The sequence below is a fragment of the Leptothoe sp. EHU-05/26/07-4 genome, assembly GCF_043421015.1.
In the GTDB taxonomy this organism is placed as follows: Bacteria; Cyanobacteriota; Cyanobacteriia; order Phormidesmidales; family Phormidesmidaceae; genus Leptothoe; species Leptothoe turfae.
The window spans coordinates 992,264-1,010,798 of sequence record NZ_JAXSQV010000004.1 but is presented as its reverse complement, the minus strand read 5'-3'; the positions used below and the strand labels follow the sequence as shown (position 1 = coordinate 1,010,798).

General features: G+C 50.0%; 17 protein-coding genes. 8 read left to right on the top strand and 9 right to left on the bottom strand.

Features of this window, described 5'->3' with window-relative positions:
• Positions 1-110 precede the first annotated feature (110 nt).
• On the top strand, positions 111-2,567 hold the full coding sequence (locus U2F10_RS17355) for an endonuclease MutS2 (RefSeq protein WP_499872865.1): 2,457 nt from the start codon (positions 111-113) through the stop codon (positions 2,565-2,567).
• A gap of 43 nt (positions 2,568-2,610) precedes the next feature.
• Here the strand turns inward: U2F10_RS17355 and U2F10_RS17350 are convergent, their stop codons facing one another.
• A complete protein-coding gene (locus tag U2F10_RS17350; RefSeq protein ID WP_499872863.1) occupies positions 2,611-4,503 on the bottom strand; it encodes a hypothetical protein in 1,893 nt (630 codons plus the stop codon).
• 73 nt (positions 4,504-4,576) lie between these two features.
• On the opposite strand from U2F10_RS17350, the gene menA reads away from it, so the two are divergent.
• From menA to U2F10_RS17335, 3 genes are read left to right on the top strand one after another with little or no spacing between them, the layout of a single operon-like run.
• Complete coding sequence (gene menA, locus U2F10_RS17345) at positions 4,577-5,536, top strand: 2-carboxy-1,4-naphthoquinone phytyltransferase (protein WP_284681681.1); 960 nt, start codon at positions 4,577-4,579, stop codon at positions 5,534-5,536.
• A 40-nt stretch (positions 5,537-5,576) separates the two neighbouring features.
• The gene (locus tag U2F10_RS17340) at positions 5,577-6,560 is read left to right on the top strand and encodes an o-succinylbenzoate synthase (protein WP_499872862.1); all 984 of its coding nucleotides are present in this window, start codon (positions 5,577-5,579) and stop codon (positions 6,558-6,560) included.
• Between the two features lie 41 nt (positions 6,561-6,601).
• Positions 6,602-8,005: an AMP-binding protein gene (locus U2F10_RS17335; RefSeq protein WP_499872861.1), complete on the top strand. Its 1,404-nt coding sequence runs from the start codon at positions 6,602-6,604 to the stop codon at positions 8,003-8,005.
• Here U2F10_RS17335 and U2F10_RS17330 read toward each other — a convergent pair.
• The 3 genes from U2F10_RS17330 to U2F10_RS17320 form a co-directional block, all read right to left on the bottom strand.
• On the bottom strand, positions 7,899-8,354 hold the full coding sequence (locus U2F10_RS17330) for an acyl-CoA thioesterase (RefSeq protein ID WP_163699356.1): 456 nt from the start codon (positions 8,352-8,354) through the stop codon (positions 7,899-7,901). The two genes, U2F10_RS17335 and U2F10_RS17330, sit on opposite strands and share 107 nt — an antisense overlap.
• Entirely contained in the window at positions 8,344-9,987 is a 1,644-nt protein-coding gene (locus U2F10_RS17325; RefSeq protein ID WP_499867019.1) for a M23 family metallopeptidase, read from the bottom strand. Before U2F10_RS17325 ends, U2F10_RS17330 begins: the two co-directional genes overlap by 11 nt.
• 128 nt (positions 9,988-10,115) lie before the next feature.
• Positions 10,116-11,027 carry a biotin--[acetyl-CoA-carboxylase] ligase gene (locus U2F10_RS17320; RefSeq protein WP_499872859.1) on the bottom strand — a complete coding sequence of 304 codons (912 nt, stop codon included), beginning with the start codon at positions 11,025-11,027 and terminating at the stop codon, positions 10,116-10,118.
• Positions 11,028-11,067: 40 nt separating this feature from the next.
• On the opposite strand from U2F10_RS17320, the gene U2F10_RS17315 reads away from it, so the two are divergent.
• Together U2F10_RS17315 and U2F10_RS17310 are read left to right on the top strand one after the other, a co-directional pair.
• On the top strand, positions 11,068-11,463 hold the full coding sequence (locus U2F10_RS17315) for a DUF1823 family protein (RefSeq protein ID WP_163699353.1): 396 nt from the start codon (positions 11,068-11,070) through the stop codon (positions 11,461-11,463).
• Positions 11,464-11,624: 161 nt separating this feature from the next.
• Positions 11,625-11,975 (top strand): cupin domain-containing protein, encoded by a 351-nt coding sequence (locus tag U2F10_RS17310; RefSeq protein WP_163699350.1) that lies wholly within the window; start codon positions 11,625-11,627, stop codon positions 11,973-11,975.
• 78 nt (positions 11,976-12,053) lie between these two features.
• On the opposite strand, the gene U2F10_RS17305 is transcribed toward U2F10_RS17310, so the two are convergent.
• Positions 12,054-12,494: a secondary thiamine-phosphate synthase enzyme YjbQ gene (locus U2F10_RS17305; RefSeq protein ID WP_499867022.1), complete on the bottom strand. Its 441-nt coding sequence runs from the start codon at positions 12,492-12,494 to the stop codon at positions 12,054-12,056.
• Between the two features lie 32 nt (positions 12,495-12,526).
• On the opposite strand from U2F10_RS17305, the gene U2F10_RS17300 reads away from it, so the two are divergent.
• The gene (locus tag U2F10_RS17300; RefSeq protein WP_163699346.1) at positions 12,527-12,976 is read left to right on the top strand and encodes a CoA-binding protein; all 450 of its coding nucleotides are present in this window, start codon (positions 12,527-12,529) and stop codon (positions 12,974-12,976) included.
• Here U2F10_RS17300 and U2F10_RS17295 read toward each other — a convergent pair.
• Together U2F10_RS17295 and U2F10_RS17290 are read right to left on the bottom strand one after the other, a co-directional pair.
• A complete protein-coding gene (locus tag U2F10_RS17295; RefSeq protein ID WP_163699345.1) occupies positions 12,924-13,748 on the bottom strand; it encodes a hypothetical protein in 825 nt (274 codons plus the stop codon). The two genes, U2F10_RS17300 and U2F10_RS17295, sit on opposite strands and share 53 nt — an antisense overlap.
• A gap of 184 nt (positions 13,749-13,932) precedes the next feature.
• Entirely contained in the window at positions 13,933-15,702 is a 1,770-nt protein-coding gene (locus U2F10_RS17290; protein ID WP_163660738.1) for an ABC transporter ATP-binding protein, read from the bottom strand.
• 544 nt (positions 15,703-16,246) lie between these two features.
• On the opposite strand from U2F10_RS17290, the gene U2F10_RS17285 reads away from it, so the two are divergent.
• Positions 16,247-17,020 (top strand): P-loop NTPase family protein, encoded by a 774-nt coding sequence (locus tag U2F10_RS17285; RefSeq protein ID WP_499872857.1) that lies wholly within the window; start codon positions 16,247-16,249, stop codon positions 17,018-17,020.
• Here the strand turns inward: U2F10_RS17285 and mltA are convergent.
• Positions 16,977-18,128, bottom strand: coding sequence for a murein transglycosylase A (mltA, locus tag U2F10_RS17280; protein ID WP_163660734.1), 1,152 nt, complete (start codon positions 18,126-18,128; stop codon positions 16,977-16,979). The two genes, U2F10_RS17285 and mltA, sit on opposite strands and share 44 nt — an antisense overlap.
• Positions 18,129-18,141: 13 nt before the next feature.
• Positions 18,142-18,396 carry a hypothetical protein gene (locus U2F10_RS17275; RefSeq protein ID WP_006515131.1) on the bottom strand — a complete coding sequence of 85 codons (255 nt, stop codon included), beginning with the start codon at positions 18,394-18,396 and terminating at the stop codon, positions 18,142-18,144.
• Positions 18,397-18,535: the final 139 nt, after the last annotated feature.

Below are 18,535 nucleotides of genomic sequence, written 5' to 3'. Positions count from 1 at the left end.
GTTGTGTCCCCCTCAAGCCCTTTTTGGTCAGAGACATCTCAAACCAAGAACCAAGAACTAAGAACTCAAAAATTTCCCCACCCAGAGCATTACATATTCCCTTCTAACCCTTGATCCAGTCCGAAACCTTAGACCTCTTAGAATGGCCCCGTTTATGTCAGCAGTGGGCCACGTTTGCCGCTACTAAGCTGGGTGCCCTCGCCGCTCGCCACGGGCGCATTCCCGAGCACCAAAGCGAAAGTGAACAGCTTTTGGCTCAGACCCGTGAAGCCTACCGACTAGAAGAGAAATCCCCCCTTAATTTTCGGGGTGTTCAGGACATGGGTGATGCCCTTGAACGGGCGAAGCGTCAAGCCATTTTGTCTGGGGACGAGTTGTTGCACATTGCCACCACCCTAGCGGGTGCCCGTCAGTTACGCCGCACCATCGATGCCCAAGAGGAAGAGGCTTTCCCAGTGCTACAGGCCTTGGTGGGTCAGCTGCGTACCTATCCAGAATTAGAAAAAGAAATCCACCACTGCATCGACGATCGGGGTAAGGTTACCGACCGGGCCAATCCAAAACTGGCCGGCATTCGTAAAAACCTTAAAAGTACCCACGATCAGCTCCATGCCAAGTTACAGCGCATCATGCAACGGCATTCAGGGGCCTTGCAGGAAACCCTGATTACTCAGCGAGCCGGACGCTTTGTAATACCAGTGAAAGCCCCTCAGAAAGAGTCTATTCCCGGCATTGTCCATGATGTGTCTACAAGCGGTGCCACCCTATATATAGAACCCCAGGGTGTGGTGGAATTTGGCAACCGTCTACGTCAGCTAGAGCGTCAAGAGACCCGCGAAGAAGAATTGGTACGGCAGCGCCTGACTGGACAAGTGGCCGCAGTCAGCGAGGACCTGGAGCAGCTCATGGCCATCGTCACAACGTTGGATTTGGCCACTGCCCGGGCTCGCTACTCCCTCTGGTTAGAGGCTAATCCCCCTCGGTTTAGTGAAACCAATGAGCGCACGGTTCTGCGGCAGCTACGTCACCCCATATTAGTGTGGCAACAGCGCCATGAAGAAGGCCCCACGGTGGTTCCCACAGACATCACCATGCACCCCGATATTCGGGTAGTAGCCATTACAGGCCCCAATACCGGGGGTAAGACAGTCACGCTGAAAACCCTGGGGTTAGCAGCCCTGATGGCCAAGGTGGGACTATTTGTGCCTGCTCGTGAACCTGTAGAACTACCCTGGTTTGATCAGGTTTTAGCAGACATTGGTGACGAGCAATCGATTGAGCAAAGTCTGTCGACGTTTTCAGGACATATTCGCCGTATTGGTCAGATTTTGGATGCGATTGGGGCGGATGGGATAGACGATGCGGACAATACGGCAGCGGTGGGTAGTGCCCACCACACAAATTCGTTGGTGCTTTTGGATGAGGTGGGGGCGGGGACTGACCCGACAGAAGGTAGTGCGCTTGCGATCGCACTCCTGCAACACCTAGCCAACCACACTCGTCTAACCGTAGCTACGACTCACTTTGGTGAACTCAAGGCCCTCAAATATCAGGATGAGCGCTTTGAAAATGCCTCAGTGGAGTTTGATGACGTCAGCCTGTCTCCCACCTATCGGCTGCTGTGGGGTATTCCCGGTCGCTCCAATGCCCTCACCATTGCTCGACGGTTAGGGCTCAATCCCAACGTAATTGATACAGCCCAAACCTATGTGGGCGTGAGTAAACAAGATGATGTCAACCAGGTCATCGCTGGCCTTGAAGCCCAGCGTAAGCGGCAGGAGGACCAAGCTAAACAGGCTGCCGGAATCGTTGCCCAGGCCGAAGCCCTCAAAGCAGATATCGAACGCAAGGCTGCCGTTATTAAAGAGTGGGAACGCAGTCAAAAGCTAGAACAGGAAAAAGCGATTCAAGCAGCCGTGGCCGAAGCTAAAGCTGAAATTGCCACGGTTATTCGCCAGTTGCAAAAGGGAAATCCCACCGCCCAGGCCGCCCAAAGGGCAACCGAGTTAGTCGAAGACATTGCTCAGCAGCAACAGGTACCCAAGGGCAACCATCCTGCCAAAAAAGTAATCACCGACTACAAGCCTAAACTGGGTGAAAAAGTCCGTCTGATTGGTCTGGGGGGCCAAACTGCCGAAGTCGTCGGTGAACCCGATAGTGACGGTAAAGTGGCCGTGCGCTTTGGCTTGATGAAAACCATTGTCGATCTCAGTGACATTGAATCCCTCACGGGTCAAAAAACAGCGACGTCTAAACCCGCTGCCGAAAAAGCACCTGAGAAACGCCGCACAACGGTCAAAGTTGCCAAAAAGGAACCAGAGGCTCCAGCCGTACGCACCTCAAAAAACACCATTGACCTCAGGGGCATGCGTGTGGCTGAAGCCGAAGCCGACCTGGAAAACTTTATTGCCAAATCCACTGGCCCCATCTGGATCATCCATGGCCACGGCACTGGCAAATTAAAACGCGGTGTCCGCGAGTTTCTCAAGCGACATCCCCAGGTGCAGAGCTTTGACAACGCTGAACAGGCAGATGGTGGTACAGGGGTGACCGTAGCCCAGGTTTAAGATCAGTGCTTAGTTTTGCGTCCGTAGTAATGCGCCCTTTTTGTTAAAGGCCTAACAGGAAAAAATAGGCAATGGCCGCAAAGAGGACAAAGGACAAAACCAACCGTGTACAAATAATCACCGCCGCTCCCATCGCTAGAGCGCCAAATCCATCTCGCCAGTCAACATTAAACTCTTTAACCACAAGGCTGGTCAGGCCAACCGCAATGATTTCCGCAATGATGCCGTATAGATACCCACCTAAAAACGGAATATAAAAGATAACGGTTTCTATCAGACCTAACACAAATGCTGTTTTATAGATTCCTTCCAAGGTGTAGCAGGTATAGCAGGAACAGAAAAGAACAGCGAGGAAAACCCCCACTACAGAAAAGAGCATGTAAGCCCCCAAGCGAATAAAAACAGCGTAAACACTGGCTGTTTTATTCAACGCGCTCACCCTGGCCTCAGCTTCACTGTAGGGTTCTTCAGGCCAGTTGAGGGCAATGGGTCTAGCTGCAAGTTCGCCAACAATATGCTTGTGGATATAAGCCTCAGAATCTGGTTCATGTTTAGTCCGGTCATAGGTGGATTGGACACACACCACCCGGAAACTTTTTTGGTCTTGCCCATCTGGGTCATTGACTATTTTTTGTACAGAAATGTCACTTAGCAGCACCCCTTCGAAAATTTCATGGGTCTCTTTAGAAATGGGAATGACTTTGTTCTCCTTGCCATCCCCTTGCAACAGATCGGGTGCCGTTACCAGGAGTTCTGCTGTTTGCACACAGTCTTTAATCGCCCACTCTTGCAATAGAGGCGTGACAGGGACAGATTCGTCAATTGCCGTGGCGATGGTATCTTCTCCTGCTAGTTGTACGGCCAGCTCACAGGCTTCGGGCGTTCCCATACTATTGGCACAAATGGGAAAACTGCTCCTGGTTGCGGAGTTAATGCCCAGCAGAATAAAAAGACTCATACAAACCAACCATCCCACTGGCACTGTCCAGGCGGGTAATGAGCCTCGAGAAAACGCTGGGCGGTTTTTGGGGCGGAAGTAAGACGCCTCCTCCTCAGCAGCAGCCCTACGGGGGATATTGGCTGAGCGCTCCATGGGGGTGTTGGCAGGTACTGAGGATAGCTCTTTTGGTTCCTGTAGTAACCCTGGGGATGAATCTGCTGAAGCAGTTTCCCCAGGGGGTTCAACCGGTATAGCAACGGGGCGTAATTGCTCAAGGGTGGCCCCGTGGTCCCTACAGTATCGACTCATCCAGATGGATAGCTTACGCTGCTTTGTTTTTTCCAGGATCGAGAGTTGCTGCAACCATTGTTGAGAGGCTTCCTCAAGCGCCTGAACAGTAACTCGCTGGCCATCTCGAAAGGCCTCATTCAGCAGCGGCAATATCTCTAATTTCTGTGGGTTGGTGAGCGTCTCAAAATCAAGGACTAGTTGGGCAACTGACTGGGGTGGCGCCGCTAATATACCCGTGAGTAAAGCTTGATTGCGAGTAAAACAATAGCTGCTGAGGTCAAGGGCTGGTTCCTCGGCAGGCGTTTGAACGGTGGTGGAATTGTCAGATGCAGACAAGGCAAAGTCAACACGTTCTTGCCAAGCTGGTTTAGGAGCGTTAATGGCCTTACCCCAAATCACCACCTGCTTCAGGTTGGGAATCTCTAATTTTGTTAATCCCCTGGTTAACCACTGCACTGTTTTCGCTTGATTCGGGGCCTCAGGAGCCTGTACAAGGATTTGATATAACTCTCCTTTCTGACGCACCTGGATAGTAACGTTTTTAGTTTTGAGAGATTGATTGATCAAGGTTGCGATCGCAGTTGGGTCACCTTGTTGAGCTTGTGCCAGTAAAACAGCGCGTGAAGTCATATCCTGGTGCCAGTCACCGTCCTCAGGTGTATTCTTCCCAGTTTCCTGATGTTCAGGAAACTCGCTTGCGCTCATGGTCGAAATAAGACTGACATGCCAACCGCTATGCTAACTATGGGTTTTATAGTTGCAAAGAAATTACGTCCAAATGGTCATCCCTACAGTTGGTCAAGCCTCTGATCAAGCGTCTGTCACTCAAGATTCTGACAACCCTGCCGCTCCCAAATCTCTTTGGGTTGCCGCCATTAAGCCCCCGATGTACAGCGTTGCCATCATTCCCATTTTGGTGGGTAGCTTACTGGCGCGTCTAGAAACAGAACAGTTAAACGGGCGCATCCTGGCCATTTTTTTGCTGTCAGCAATACTGCTTTTAGTCTGGGAAAACCTCAGCAATGACGTTTACGACGCCGACACTGGCATTGATAAAAATAAACATCATTCCCTGGTAAACCTGACCCAAAACCAAGCTTTAATCTTTTGGCTTGGCAATCTCAGTTTGGCCCTAGGGATTACTGGCGTAAGCGCCATTGCTCTCATGCAGCAAGATATGACCATTCTGGGGCTGATTTTAATTTGTTGTGCCCTGGGCTATCTCTACCAGGGACCTCCTTTCCGGTTAGGGTATCAAGGATTAGGCGAACCTTTATGTTTTATTAGCTTTGGTCTCGGCGTGGGCGCGGCTTACTATTCCCAAGCCCAGACATTTTCCCTAGCTTGTTGGGGATTAGGGGCTGTTATTGGCATGACGACTACATTAGTGCTATTTTGCTCCCACTTCCATCAAGTCAATGATGATATAGCTGCCGGTAAACGCTCTCCCATTGTCCGCCTGGGCACCCTGGGGGGGGCAACACTTTTACCATGGCTATGTGGCAGCATTTTTGTGATTTTGCTTGGAGGCATGCTTCTGCAAGTGTTTCCCAGCAGCCTGATCTTGACCTTAGTCAGTGCCCCATTTGCCATCCAACTTTGTCGCCATGTGAAGCGCTATCACAATCAGCCCGAGTTGGTACAAAATGCTAAGTTCGTGGCCATACGTTTCCAGTTTTGTTGTGGAATACTCGTATGCCTGGGACTGTTGCTGCCGATCACCCTTAAATTACGCTAGTCAAGCGGCTCCCGATTGAATTGACTCAGTACCTATCACCATGTCCTACCGGTTTGAGTTTCGTCCCTATAATCGTCGGTTTCGACAGCCGGTACGCACCCACCATGGGGAATGGCAAGTACGTCAGGGACTCATTCTTAAACTGACCGATGAAGATGGGCGCAGTGGATTTGGTGAGGTGGCACCGCTCCCCTGGTTTGGCTCTGAAACCTTTGAGCAGGCTTTAGATTTCTGCCAGCAACTGCCGACTCAATTATCGGACCATAGGGTGCCTTCTTTATTGCCCACACTACCTGCCTGTCAGTTTGGTCTGGAGTCAGTCTTTGCTAGCTTAGAGCGCAAACTACGCCCAATCGACTTACCCAATGCTCAATGTGGGGTTCTATTGGCTAGGGGTCAAGCTTCGCTAGCACAGTGGCAAACGCTATGGCGACAGGGCTACCGCGTCTTTAAGTACAAGATTGGTGTGGGCTCAGTGGCTGAAGAAATAAATTGGCTCGATCAGCTGCTGGGTCAGCTGCCATTAGGGGCCAAACTGCGTTTAGACGCTAATGGGGGTCTAAATGAATTGGCAGCACGACAGTGGTTAGATTGGTGCGATCGCAATAACCAACGCATCGAATTTTTAGAACAACCCCTGCCCCCTAAAGACTTTGATACTCTGATGCGACTCAGCTATCGCTATCAAACCCCCATTGCCTTAGATGAATCCATTGCCAGCTTAGAACAACTTAAGGCTCACTTTCACCAAGGCTGGGATGGCATCTATGTGATCAAAGCAGCCATCATGGGTTCACCCCAACGATTACAGCATTTCTATCACAAGTATCCGATCGATCTAGTAATTTCATCGGTATTTGAAACCGCCGTTGGTCGTCAGGCCTTGATTCGACTAGCCATCGACTTGGCCATGGCTTACCCTGATATTCCCCACCGAGCCTTGGGGTTGGGTACCGAACAGTGGTTTACCAATGATGGTCTCAGCCAGACCAATTGGCAGCAGCTATGGCAAAGATTGGGATAGTCCCGGCAAATAGGCAACACTTACCAGACATAGGGACAACAATGAACAATGGAAACCTAGGAGCACCCCGTTATGAGTGCCCTAGCCCCTGGGATATTTGGAATACCCTAAACGAACCCTGGTGCGATCGCATTCGGCAAATTCCAACGGATGCTGTGGTGCTGATTAACGAGGCTGAACCGACACAGTTCTTGGCATATCTTTGGAGCGGGCTGCTGGCTAAAGCCACTCTAGTGCTGGCAAATCCTAACTGGCAGCAACAGGAATGGCAGCAGGTGGCAGCACAGCTAAAACCCGATGTAATTCTTGGCCAACCTCCTCCTGTATCTCTTAATTTATCGAACCAGCAACCAGAGCCAGGACAGATCCTCATTGCCACCGGAGGAACGTCTGGAAAAATCAAATTTGTTATCCATACCTGGGCAACTCTCAGTACAGCAGCCCAGGGATTTTTAACCCATTTTGACCAAACACCGGTCAATAGTTATTGCGTTTTACCGCTGTACCATGTCAGCGGTCTCATGCAGGCAATGCGCGTATGGTTGTCCGGCGGTCAACTCATCATCCAGCCATTCAAAGACTTAGACGCAGATCAGCGATTAGTTCAACCCAATCAGACCTGGTTTATCTCCCTTGTGCCCACCCAACTACAGAGGTTGATAAAGAACGGCAACACCCTGCTCTGGCTTTCCCAGTTCCGAGCCATTTTGCTAGGCGGGGCTCCCGCTTGGCCTACTTTACTTGCACAAACAGCTCAGTTACCCATCGCCCTTACCTATGGCATGAGTGAAACAGCGGCCCAGGTAGCCACCTTATTGCCTACAGACTTTCAACAGGGGGTACGCAGTAACGGCTCACCCCTGCCCCATGTCACCCTAGCCGTCCACGAACTGAAATCATTTCAACCTCAGCCCGTAGGCACCATGGGTCGAATAGCTTTAAGGACAGCCTCTTTGGGCTTGGGTTATTGGCCCGCAATACCGTTGTCGCCACACCAAAGTTGGTTTTATCCAGACGATCTTGGCTATATCGATCAGCAAGGCCACCTACACATCGTCGGACGCCACAGTCAGAAAATTATTACTGGTGGTGAAAATGTCTTTCCTGTAGAGGTGGAAGCCGCCATATTGGCAACGGGGTTAGTACAGGATATATGCGTCGTGGGTTTGCCCGACCCGGTATGGGGCCAGGCAGTGGCAGCATTATGCGTCCCAGCACCCCATAGTCAAACCACTCCACAAAAGCTCAAGGCAGCTCTAAAACCTGTGCTCAGCGCCTACAAACATCCCAAGCATTGGCACTGGGTTGCACAGCTGCCCCGCAATGCCCAAGGCAAAGTTAATCGTTCGGTAGTGATGGAGTGGCTGACTGCATCCATTGCTCCAGTTCGGGGCTCAGGGGATGACGCTGGCGACTCGTGCTGTCAATACAGACATGGCGAGTAAGGGCGGTAGCTACGGTTTTCTCAGCGGCACCCTTGAGGCAGTAGCGAATTTCAAAGGTGGTTTCGTTTAAGCGGTGAGGTGTGAGCGCGATCTCAACCTCATCACCACAGTGCAGCGGTCGCCGAAAGTCCACAGAGGCATGGACCACCGGTACTGCTAAGGCCATTCCCCCGAAAAACTCTCGAGTATTGATGCCCGCATCAGCTAGAGCCGCTTCATAGGCTTCGTGGCAAAGGGTCAAAATATTGGCAAAGTACACCACACCAGCTGCATCCGTTTCATGGAAACGAATAGTGCGGCGATAGGTAAATAAAACATCCCTATTGTTGCCGGGCTCTTTACTGGGCATGGGGTTGAGCTGGGCGGAAGTGGGGCGCATCCTTCACCATCGTTTCGGTTTTGACGCCCTTGGGCAAAGCCGCCTGAACTGCAGCTGCCTGAGCTGAAGGAATAATGTTGAGCGCCTGTAGTGGCCGACCATCCATGCGGTTGTTGAGGTTAGCCAACGCATATCTCAATACATCGTCAGGGTTAATCGCCGACCATCCCTCACGGGTCAACTGACGTAGCTCAAAGTGCAAGTGTGGTCCGGTGGAATCCCCTGTGGAACCGACCAGTCCAATAACTTCTCCCTGCTCTACCCACTCACCTGGCTGCACGAGCATATGAGACATGTGTGCATAGCGGCTTTCTAAGGTGTTGTCATTGTGCCGCAAAATCACCGTCAGACCGTACCCTCCTAAATAATCAGCCACAGAAACCTGACCCGATTGAGTGGCTAGAATGGGCGTGCCTTGAGGAGCTCCGAGGTCTGTTCCACTGTGGAAGCGATAGGTATGGTGGATAGGGTGCCAACGCCAGCCAAACAACGATGTAATGGGAGATGGAGCCGCCAGGGGAAAGATAAAGGATTCACCCGCCTGTAGTTCAACCAGTGGCTTTGCAACCGTGTTGTAAAACTCACGCCCTGCCACAGTGGTAGCACCACCAGAGAAGCGGACGCCCGAGCGGCTAATACTCACCGGGCCGATATTGATGGCAGCTTCGGAAATAGTGGTTCCAGGCCCACTAGCAACCGTTGCAGTATCTTCGCCAGCGCCACAGCCACTGAGAGTTTCAGCATCAACCGTATACTCACATCCCGTCGATCGTTCTGAAACAACGACATCAGGCGCATTTGAATCCAGAGTCTCCCCTTCGCTGTACTCAGTTGGATCAACGAAGACATCCCCAAATTCAGATGCTAAGTCTTCTACCGTAGGTATGGCTCCAGGGACAACGTCACTGGGGGTAACGATTTCCACGGCAGGGATCACATTTTCCCCATCAGATATTGTCTCGCCTGCCGTCACCGTAGCATCAGCATCAGTCGCATCCTCTGCTTCTTCTACCACCGTAGCGTTAGCGTCAGTCGTCTCTTCTGCCGTTGTTACATCTTCTGCCTCTGCCACCGTAGCATCAGTGTCAGTCGCCTCTTCTGCTCCTGCCACCGTAGCGTCAGCATCAGCAGTTTTTCCGTCTTCTAATTCGACTGCAGGCTCCGATTCAAGCAATTCTGGCTCCAAGGCCAGTTCAGGGACGGGGGCAGTAATCTCAATGTCTACCTGGGATGTAATCGCGTCTATCGCACTAGATGGCACGGGCTGAGGAGCGGGGGAAAATTCAGGAGGAGCCGCCTCTGGAGACACTACAAGCGGCGGCGCTACTAAAGTAGACACTTCCGGTGCATCTGGCGTAGCAGCAATAAAAGGAGTTGCTTCAGCGGTAACAGATGGCGCATCCATCTCACCCGCAGGCATATCAATTTGAGCCAGTACTGGCTGACTACCCATCACAGCCACGGAACCGACTATGCCGATTTTTTTCCACAACTGTCCAGGCTGCTTGTTAGCAACAATTATCTTAGGCGTAACGTTACTGGAGCTAGTATTGGACGCATCAGAATTAGACGATGCCGAAGGAGATGGGCAAAAATCAGCCATAGGAAGATAAATAAATAGTTCGAGTGACGATTTAGATTAGTGATTAAGGAATTTAGTGTAAGAAGAACAAAATAAATGAAGTTATTAGGAAACTGAATCGAAGTCACGCCACCCAATACGGGTGCTTGCTATTCAATATCAGTGTGGGAGTATCCGAGGGACAGCTCACCGGGTTTGATGTAGACCAGTTGATCAACTGTCTGATTAACATCCCTTGAGACCTGTGACGAAGACTTTAAAGTTAAGTGTCCCGCTTCCGTAACACCAACTACCCTTAACGTCTTTCCTTCCAGAACTACAGGCATATTTAGATTGGTCAGCAGACTTTGATAAGCATCCGTGAAACTTTTGCCATCTGTATGATTCCTATAAAAAACACCTCGCCAGATACCTAGCAGCACAGCCGCAGCCACCTCACTCAAGCTGGCAACAGCCTCTTTACCCTTGACTTTAGTGAGTTTGTGCCAAGTGACACCGGTTACCGGGACTGGATTGTAGACATTAATCCCTACTCCAATCACGGCACGAGCTATAGTTCCCCGTTCCAGCTTGCTTTCACTCAAAATCCCCCCCAGCTTTTGACCAGCCACCACAATGTCGTTGGGCCACTTGATTTGCGCCGGAATGCCTAACCATCTAAATTGGCTGACAATGCCCCATGCACTACAGAGGGTAAGTTGGGCCGCTCGGTCAGCAGGCCAGTCGGGCTCTAACATCACCGATAGATAGACGCCGCCTAATGAAGACTCCCATTGTTTGCCTCGCTGACCTTTACCAGCGGTTTGGGTGTGTGCGATCGCAACCGTCCCTGCCTGAGCACCAGCCATCGCCCATAGGGTTGCATTCGTCGATGCCACCTGCCCAAATACATGGACATCAAACCTGGGCCGTACAGCCTTTAAAAATGAAGGCGTTTCAGGCATCGGCAATATCGCCAATGCTTGATTAACCGCATCCCGATTAAAATCGTCTAAGATCAGTCGTTCTTCCAAAACGCTGGAACCGCTTGCTAGACCAAACCAGCTAATTTTACCGGTCAACAGATTGCTATCCTAATGCTCTATTGCATTGCTACCTGTCATGACCGAGTTACCCCCTCTAACCGAAACCACCCTCTGGGCCATTCTTAACGAAGAACTTGAGGACGATATCGTTAATCGCTTAGTTTGGCACTATCTGGGCTATCGCTATGACGAGGCTACCAAGGAGTGGGACGCCAGTAACGTCATCGAACCCCTGCAAGAAAAGTTTCCTGAACCGCCCAACTTTATCGAGAGTCGCCCTGCAACGGTGCAACTCACCCGCTCAATTCCTAAATCCAATAAGCAATTACTTAAAACCTATCTAGGCTTCAAAGGCTATAGCATTGATCAGCTAGTCCCCCGCCTAACCCGGCGAGCCACCATGACTAGCTGGCTACTCAGCCATATGCAACTCAAAGGCTTGCTCAAAGACTCACCCAAAAATGAGACTTAAACCATAGCCGGAGAAACTCCCACAATCTGACCACCCCAAATAGTACACATAAACTATTTTGATGTGTTATCACTGATTTGTCACGCTCCAATCTTGGGGTAAAAGCAGCCATCAGCCAAATGCTTTCCCCTTGAACATCCGCTCCCTATTCCCCACCCAATATGGAAATCAAAAACGTCTACGCAGAACTCACTGCCCACTCTGAGGGATCTTTTGTCGACGTTGTACCCTTTAACGGCAACCATGTGGGCGCATGTAGCATCACCGGCATTTCACCGGTCTGGGAAATGCATCCAGACACGGATGAATGGTTCTACATCCTTGAAGGGGAATTTGAAATGACGCTGCTGGATGGAGAAACGCCGCAACACGTTGTTGCCTCAGCTGGTTCAACATTTGTGGTGCCTAAGGGAATCTGGCATAAGCCTGGCGCACCTAATGGGTCAAAGTTTATGTATCTCACCCCTGGTCAAACCCTGCATTCGGACAAGGAAGATCCTCGTATCCCCTAATCCCTCATTAACCTCGTCCGTTTTGTAGAGACGTTCCATGGAACGTCTCTACAAAACGGGGATTTTTCGAAGAGATCCCTAAGAACCACAAATTTGGATTAAGACCTTCCGTCCCTGTCTAGGGCCATCCAAATCCACCAACATCACCGATTGATAGGTCCCTAAAGCCAGTTGACCATTCACAATTGGCACCGTTTCGCTATTGCCCAGGGTCATCGCCATCAGGTGTGAGTGCGCATTAATGGGCTCATCAGAGGGCACATCTCGTAAATGCAGGTCATTGTGTAAATAGCGATCCTGCGGCGGAACAAGGCTACGCAAATAGGTTTTGATATCCACCAATAGCCGTTCTTCATGTTCATTGACAGTTAAGGCTGTCGTAGTGTGACAAGAAAAAATAACCACATGGCCCTGACTCACCTTAGCGACGGTCACTTGCTGTTGAATCGCTGAAGTAATGTTTAGGATATCAATAGTGTCAGCCGTGTCAAATAGTAGATAGTGAGAAACAATTTGCATGAGCTCGCGATATCCATTAACAGTCACAAGCCATGAACACCCTGTATAAAGATCCAACTGTCATTAAGCATGTTCTGGCCAAAACGAAGTATATCGCTGTTGTGGGTCACTCTCCTAAACCCCAACGCCCCAGCTATCAAGTGGCTCAATACATGCGCCAGCGAGGCTACGTTGTCTATCCCATTCACCCTGCCGTTAAAGAGATTGACGGCCATCGTTGCTATGCTCACCTAGCCGATGTTCCTGGCCCCATTGACATCGTGAATGTCTTTCGCCGTAGTGAGTTTCTCCCTGACCTTATGGAACAACTCCTGACACTCAAGACAATGTCTGAGGTGAAATGTTTGTGGACCCAGCTAGATATCTATGATGTAGGTGTTGCCCAACAAGCCATTGATCATGGCTGGCAAGTGGTCATGGATGCCTGTCTTAAGATTGAATTTCAAAAGATTCAGCACTCATTTGCGTCCGTTGAACCATAGTGGCAGTAAAGGTTTGCTGACGCGCTTGGAGCTGATGACGCTCATGGGTATGTTCCATCAACCATCGCAGTGATTGAACATACATCGGCTCTTGCCATAACCCCAGGGTTGAATTGGTCTGAGCTTGTTCAATATGGCGCTGTAACTGCATCTGAGCGATCCGTCGTAGCTCTCGATCAGTGTTATACAAACGCACATAAATTTGGTTGAATGTGGCTGTATCTGCTTGGGCAATAGCGGCTTGGAGTAGTTCCGCCTCTAAACTCTTCAGTTGACGCATTTTAGTTTGATAGGCGTCATCTTCGACCAAAAGTCGATCAGCAAAACTTGTGCCATAGGCCTGGATGGATAACAGTTGCTGCAAACCTAATAACTGAGATTCGACGGCATTCGAACGACGATGCAAATCTCGACGGTAGTCTTCCAAATTTGTAATAGGTTTTGGGAAAGAAGGTGGGGCCTCAGCCTGACGGACTTGCTGAGCCTGTGGACTCGCTTGAGAAAACCTTGGCCTGAGCAGAGCAGGTTCTACAGAGGAGGTCCCATTTGTATCGACAGCTGTAGCGGTATTGTCTGTCTCTCCCAACTCGTTGATCGGTGTGTTGGACTGCCCTAAAAACCCTGGCCATTCTCCCAGGGCATTGGCAGTGCCTTGGACCCCAACGGTTAGCGCTAACATACCTGATGCTGTAGGTAACCAATAAAGGGGTCGTTGCTGAGGTTGCATTGGACGACGAGTGACCGCTTTAGATTGAGTCCTATTTCGTTCCATGGATAGTTTGGGGAAAACACTGATGACGCAAGCGTACAGAACGATTAGCGTTAATCCACTATCCAAAGTGGCATAGCCAAGCCCGGAATTTCTAGGTGGCTTATGGAAGTCTATAAATTAAAGATTTAGATGCACATTGAGCCTACACATACTGAAATCAGGTAAATTAGGGCGGTGCTATTCGTTACATCGGTACGCGCTCACCCATTTGAACGCGCCATAGATTGGCATAGATGCCAGAACGAGCTAGGAGTTCCTCATGGGTTCCCCATTCTGCTAACTGTCCTCGATCCATGACATAGATACAGTGGGCATTTCGTACCGTTGATAACCGATGGGCAATGGCAATGGTGGTGCGATCGCACGTGATCTTTTCTAGCGAACGCTGAATGGCCGCCTCAGTTTCGTTATCCACCGCCGATGTGGCCTCATCCAAAATTAAAATCGGTGGGTCTTTTAGCAACGCACGGGCAATGGCCAACCGCTGACGCTGACCGCCTGAGAGTTTCTGGCCGCGCTCACCGACGATGGTGTCATACCCTTGGGGCAACTGCTCAATGAAATCATTGGCTTCAGCTAGTTTGGCCGCTTTCTCAATCTCAGCGGACGTTGCGCTAAAGCTGCCATAGGCAATATTCTCAGCCACCGTTCCATGGAATAAAAACACATCTTGACTGACTAAACCAATGGCTCGACGTAAATCATCTAGATGTAGCTGCCGCAAATCGTGACCATCAAGGATGATCTGCCCATTGCTGATTTCATAAAAGCGCAGCAAAAGTTTGACTAGGGTACTCTTTCCGGAACCCGTCGCACCGACAATCGCCGTTGTTTTACCGGCAGGCACTTTCAGAGTTAGGTGTTCTACCACCGGCAGGCGATCATGATAAGCAAAGGTCACATCCTTAAATGCAATATCGCCACGCACATTACTAACGGGCAACCGATAATCCCCAGGGCGAATAGCCACAGGCGTATCCAGCAAATCCATCACCCGCTCGATGGAGGCCATGGCACGCCGATACTGATCCAGGGTTTCGCCTAAACGAGTCAAAGGCCACAGCAACCGCTGCGTCAGAAATACCAACACACTATAGGTACCCACAGCCAGGTTGCCAGCCACTGCTTCTAAACCTCCATATAGCAGGGTGGCCGTAAATCCGATCAAAATCAGAATACGGATCAGGGGAATAAATGCAGAACTGAGTGCGATCGCTCCACGATTACTCCGACGATAGGCTTCGCTATCTGCTGCTACCCGCTGATTTTCATAGGCCTCAGCTGTGTAGCTTTTAATAGTGGCAATGCCTGTTAGGTTATTGGCCAGACGACCATTCAATAAACCTACACGCTCTCGTACCTCAGCGTAGCGGGGGGCCAGATATTTTTGGAATGAGATCGCACCCCACACAATAAACGGCATGGGCAACATCGCCAGCCACGCTACCTTAGGAGCCATGACAAAAAAGGCTCCACCAATCAGTAGCACAGTGGTCACCACCTGCAGAACTTCGTTTGCCCCGCGATCCAAAAATCGCTCCAGCTGATTGATGTCGTCATTGAGAATAGACATCAAGCCACCCGAGCTGCGCTCCTCAAAAAAGGCCAGTTCCAAGGACTGAAGGTGGGTATAGGCATCTAACCGCAGATCATGCTGAATCGATTGGGCCAAGTTGCGCCACAGCCAGTTATAGGCATATTCAAACGCTGATTCTAAAGCCCAAACAATCACCGTTAGTACTGACAGCCATAGAAACTGCCCGCGAATGCTCGCCACACCCCAGTTGGCAATGAGTGAATCCTGCTGTTTAACCACCACATCCACCGCTAGACCAATGAGTACTGGCGGGGCCAAATCAAATAGTTTATTGAGAACTGAGGCTGAACTGGCCAGCCAAATTCGTCGGCGATAGCGACGACCGTAGGTCAACAAACGTTGGAGTGGGTAGGTCATAATCCCTGACATCTAAGGATAGAAGGAAACATCAATATTTCCAGTTCCTCCATTGTGAACTATCACCGCTGCAGCTTAATCACATGGGTTGACCTAAATCGATGGCCCAATCCATCAAAACAACGACAGAAGTCCTAAAACAACGACAGAAGTCCGGATACCTTATTTGAAGGCTTTAAGAAGATCGCCATAGCTTGACCCCGAAATCCAAACTTTTTAGGTATTCTCCTTAGACAGGTGCTACACATTAACTACCAGTAGAGGTCTATCTGCATCGAGATTATTGGCAGCTTTCTTGGATAGACCGCTAATAGAGTTCTAGGTTTACGACTTAGCTCACAAGTTTTTTCATAGTCAAACGTTATCCCCATTTAAAATCAGCGTCTCAATTTTGCTTTTGCCAAATTTAGCTTTGGCACAGGCTTGTCAGCTAACGCCAAAGTCAAACTTGGTTGAGACAAAGCTCTCGCCCAGTATTTACTAGGGCGATATTTAACAATTTAAACAATTTCAAAACTCCCACCCCTCAAAACACCCAAGCCCTATGGAAACTCCTTTTGAGATTCGCTATAACAATATCAAGCTACAGGTAGAAAGACTTTACAAAAGCGCCGATCAAACCATTAAACAACACTTTCCAGGCCTAGAGGATATCTCATTCACCCTCAGAGGCGGAGAATGTGTTCACTTACATAGTTACGTACCGTCCGCCAACAGATTATTACTCGATACGCTGAGTGGTCATTTTCGCATTGATGCTGGGGCCATTTGGGTTGATCACCAGAGACAATGGTTAAACCTATCCCAACTATCTCAGCGGCAAACGGGCGAAATTCAAGCCCGCACTATCGGCCATCTAGGGTGCAGCGAAACACTACGGACACAATCCATCGTGATGGATTGTGTCTCCAAGCCATTCCTTAACCTCGGACTTTCCCGCGTTCAAGCCGAAGGACAAAGTCGACATGTTTTAGATTGGGTGGGTTTACCTCGACGGCTGTGGCACCAAGCACCTAAGCACCTGACCTTAGCTGAACTACATCAAGTTAATCTGGCTCGTACCTTTGCCATCGATTACAGCGTGATTGTGATTGATGTGCCCATCAATCATCTAGATCGAGACAATCAAAGGCGTCTGATTCAGCTGATTGAGTATCGCAAGGCTCAGAATACTTGTTTTATTGGCAGTTTCAACGACGATGATTTGCGTCAACAAATTTGCGATCGCAACCTCTCCATTCACGTTCCCACACCTATTTTCAGTGACTCAGCACCTACTCACGCAGCAGCAAGTAATATAGCTGCCCACTCGTATTAATCAATCCAGCCTGTTCTCCAGCATTAGTGCCCGTACCCACAAAAATATCCACACGACCAGGACCACGAATCGCACCACCCGTATCCTGATCCAGCACATAGCGATTCATCGCCATGGACTGCCAGCTATCCGTGGTGGTGGGCACCGGCAGGTTTAAACTAATCAAAGCCAAAGCCCCCGGCGGCATCAGTGTCTTGTCTGTAGCAATAGAACGACCTGCCGTCACAGGTACGTTCAGATTACCCATGGGAGGGGAGCCCCCAGTCGCCTTGAAAAATACAAACCGATCATTCTGGGGCAAGTAGCGATCAAGCGCCTCTGGATATTGCTCAAAATAGTCAAGCAACACCGGCAGAGTTAACTCTGACTCCGCCACAATGCCATCATCAATCAAAGCCCTGCCAATGCTCACGTAGGGGTACTCCGTACGGCCAGCGTAGCCCACTGACATGACTGAGCCATCGGTTAACTGTAGTCGGGCTGACCCCTGCACCTGCACCAAAAACGCTTCCAAACGATCTTGCAGCCAGACTAACTCTAGACCCGCTAAAGGCCCCTTCTCTCCCTGTAAGCCATCCATTCCTTCTAAATCAGAGCGGGTGGGATGGGGCAATGGCCAGGTGTCTAGATCCGCAGGTCGGCCATACAAGGGATAGCGATATTCCGCTGTGGGCACTGCACTGGCCCTGTATGTGGGCTCAAAGTAACCGGTAAAGTCCACCTGACCATTGTCATCACTCCCAATCGACCGATAAAAGTCAAATTCTCGTCGAACAGACTGCTGCAGCTGCTGTGCTGAATGACTAGTGGCTACCAACTCACGGAAACGCACCAAACTACGCTGTACCCGTTCCCGAGTAATACTTAACACTGGATACTCTTCATAGGCTGTCACTGCAGCCTCTGTCTCTAAATAATCCAGGCTATAGTCAACAGCTTGAAGTAATCGGCTACGATCCTGGCCAAACTGAGCGTCGTACCCCAAACATAGCTCCGGTAAAAACTCGACATGGCAGTTAACCAAATTTAACGGCACTGCCGCTGCCGACATCGGGGCACACACCACAGTCGTGACCAGAACCGTACGGAGCCACCGCCCACTTAGCATCACTGTCTGCCACCTAAAACCGCTCGACACTAGAACTAAACTGTGGTTCTACACGAATTGCCACTAGTCTAGAGGGACGAATCACCATATATTCACCAGGATTAATCTCTGGCAATGGCACCTTAATAAAGTCGTCCGAAGAGGACTTGGGCATTAGCTCATTGCTATACCACTTTTGAAAATCTTGAATCGATGAAAACCTTACTTCCTCATGATGGCCGCCATCAAAAAGTAGATGGACAATAAATTCGCTTGGTTTCCTGGGCATAACGGCTCGTCGATTTAAATCATCGCCCTATTATGGACCTCCAGCTGTCAAAAATTGCATCTAAAACGATACGAATACTTACAAAATATTGGTCGACTCTCTGGTGTTCTATAAATGGCGGTAGAGTTTATCTGTATTT

Excerpts from the sequence above, each read along its gene's own strand:
- U2F10_RS17350 (WP_499872863.1), bottom strand. The coding sequence starts at position 4,503 with ATGAGCGCAAGCGAGTTTCCTGAACATCAGGAAACTGGGAAGAATACA.
- menA (WP_284681681.1), top strand. The coding sequence starts at position 4,577 with ATGGTCATCCCTACAGTTGGTCAAGCCTCTGATCAAGCGTCTGTCACT.
- U2F10_RS17340 (WP_499872862.1), top strand. The coding sequence starts at position 5,577 with ATGTCCTACCGGTTTGAGTTTCGTCCCTATAATCGTCGGTTTCGACAG.
- U2F10_RS17335 (WP_499872861.1), top strand. The coding sequence starts at position 6,602 with ATGAACAATGGAAACCTAGGAGCACCCCGTTATGAGTGCCCTAGCCCC.
- U2F10_RS17330 (WP_163699356.1), bottom strand. The coding sequence starts at position 8,354 with ATGCCCAGTAAAGAGCCCGGCAACAATAGGGATGTTTTATTTACCTAT.
- U2F10_RS17325 (WP_499867019.1), bottom strand. The coding sequence starts at position 9,987 with ATGGCTGATTTTTGCCCATCTCCTTCGGCATCGTCTAATTCTGATGCG.
- U2F10_RS17315 (WP_163699353.1), top strand. The coding sequence starts at position 11,068 with ATGACCGAGTTACCCCCTCTAACCGAAACCACCCTCTGGGCCATTCTT.
- U2F10_RS17310 (WP_163699350.1), top strand. The coding sequence starts at position 11,625 with ATGGAAATCAAAAACGTCTACGCAGAACTCACTGCCCACTCTGAGGGA.
- U2F10_RS17305 (WP_499867022.1), bottom strand. The coding sequence starts at position 12,494 with ATGCAAATTGTTTCTCACTATCTACTATTTGACACGGCTGACACTATT.
- U2F10_RS17300 (WP_163699346.1), top strand. The coding sequence starts at position 12,527 with ATGAACACCCTGTATAAAGATCCAACTGTCATTAAGCATGTTCTGGCC.
- U2F10_RS17295 (WP_163699345.1), bottom strand. The coding sequence starts at position 13,748 with ATGGAACGAAATAGGACTCAATCTAAAGCGGTCACTCGTCGTCCAATG.
- U2F10_RS17290 (WP_163660738.1), bottom strand. The coding sequence starts at position 15,702 with ATGACCTACCCACTCCAACGTTTGTTGACCTACGGTCGTCGCTATCGC.
- U2F10_RS17285 (WP_499872857.1), top strand. The coding sequence starts at position 16,247 with ATGGAAACTCCTTTTGAGATTCGCTATAACAATATCAAGCTACAGGTA.
- mltA (WP_163660734.1), bottom strand. The coding sequence starts at position 18,128 with ATGCTAAGTGGGCGGTGGCTCCGTACGGTTCTGGTCACGACTGTGGTG.
- U2F10_RS17275 (WP_006515131.1), bottom strand. The coding sequence starts at position 18,396 with ATGCCCAGGAAACCAAGCGAATTTATTGTCCATCTACTTTTTGATGGC.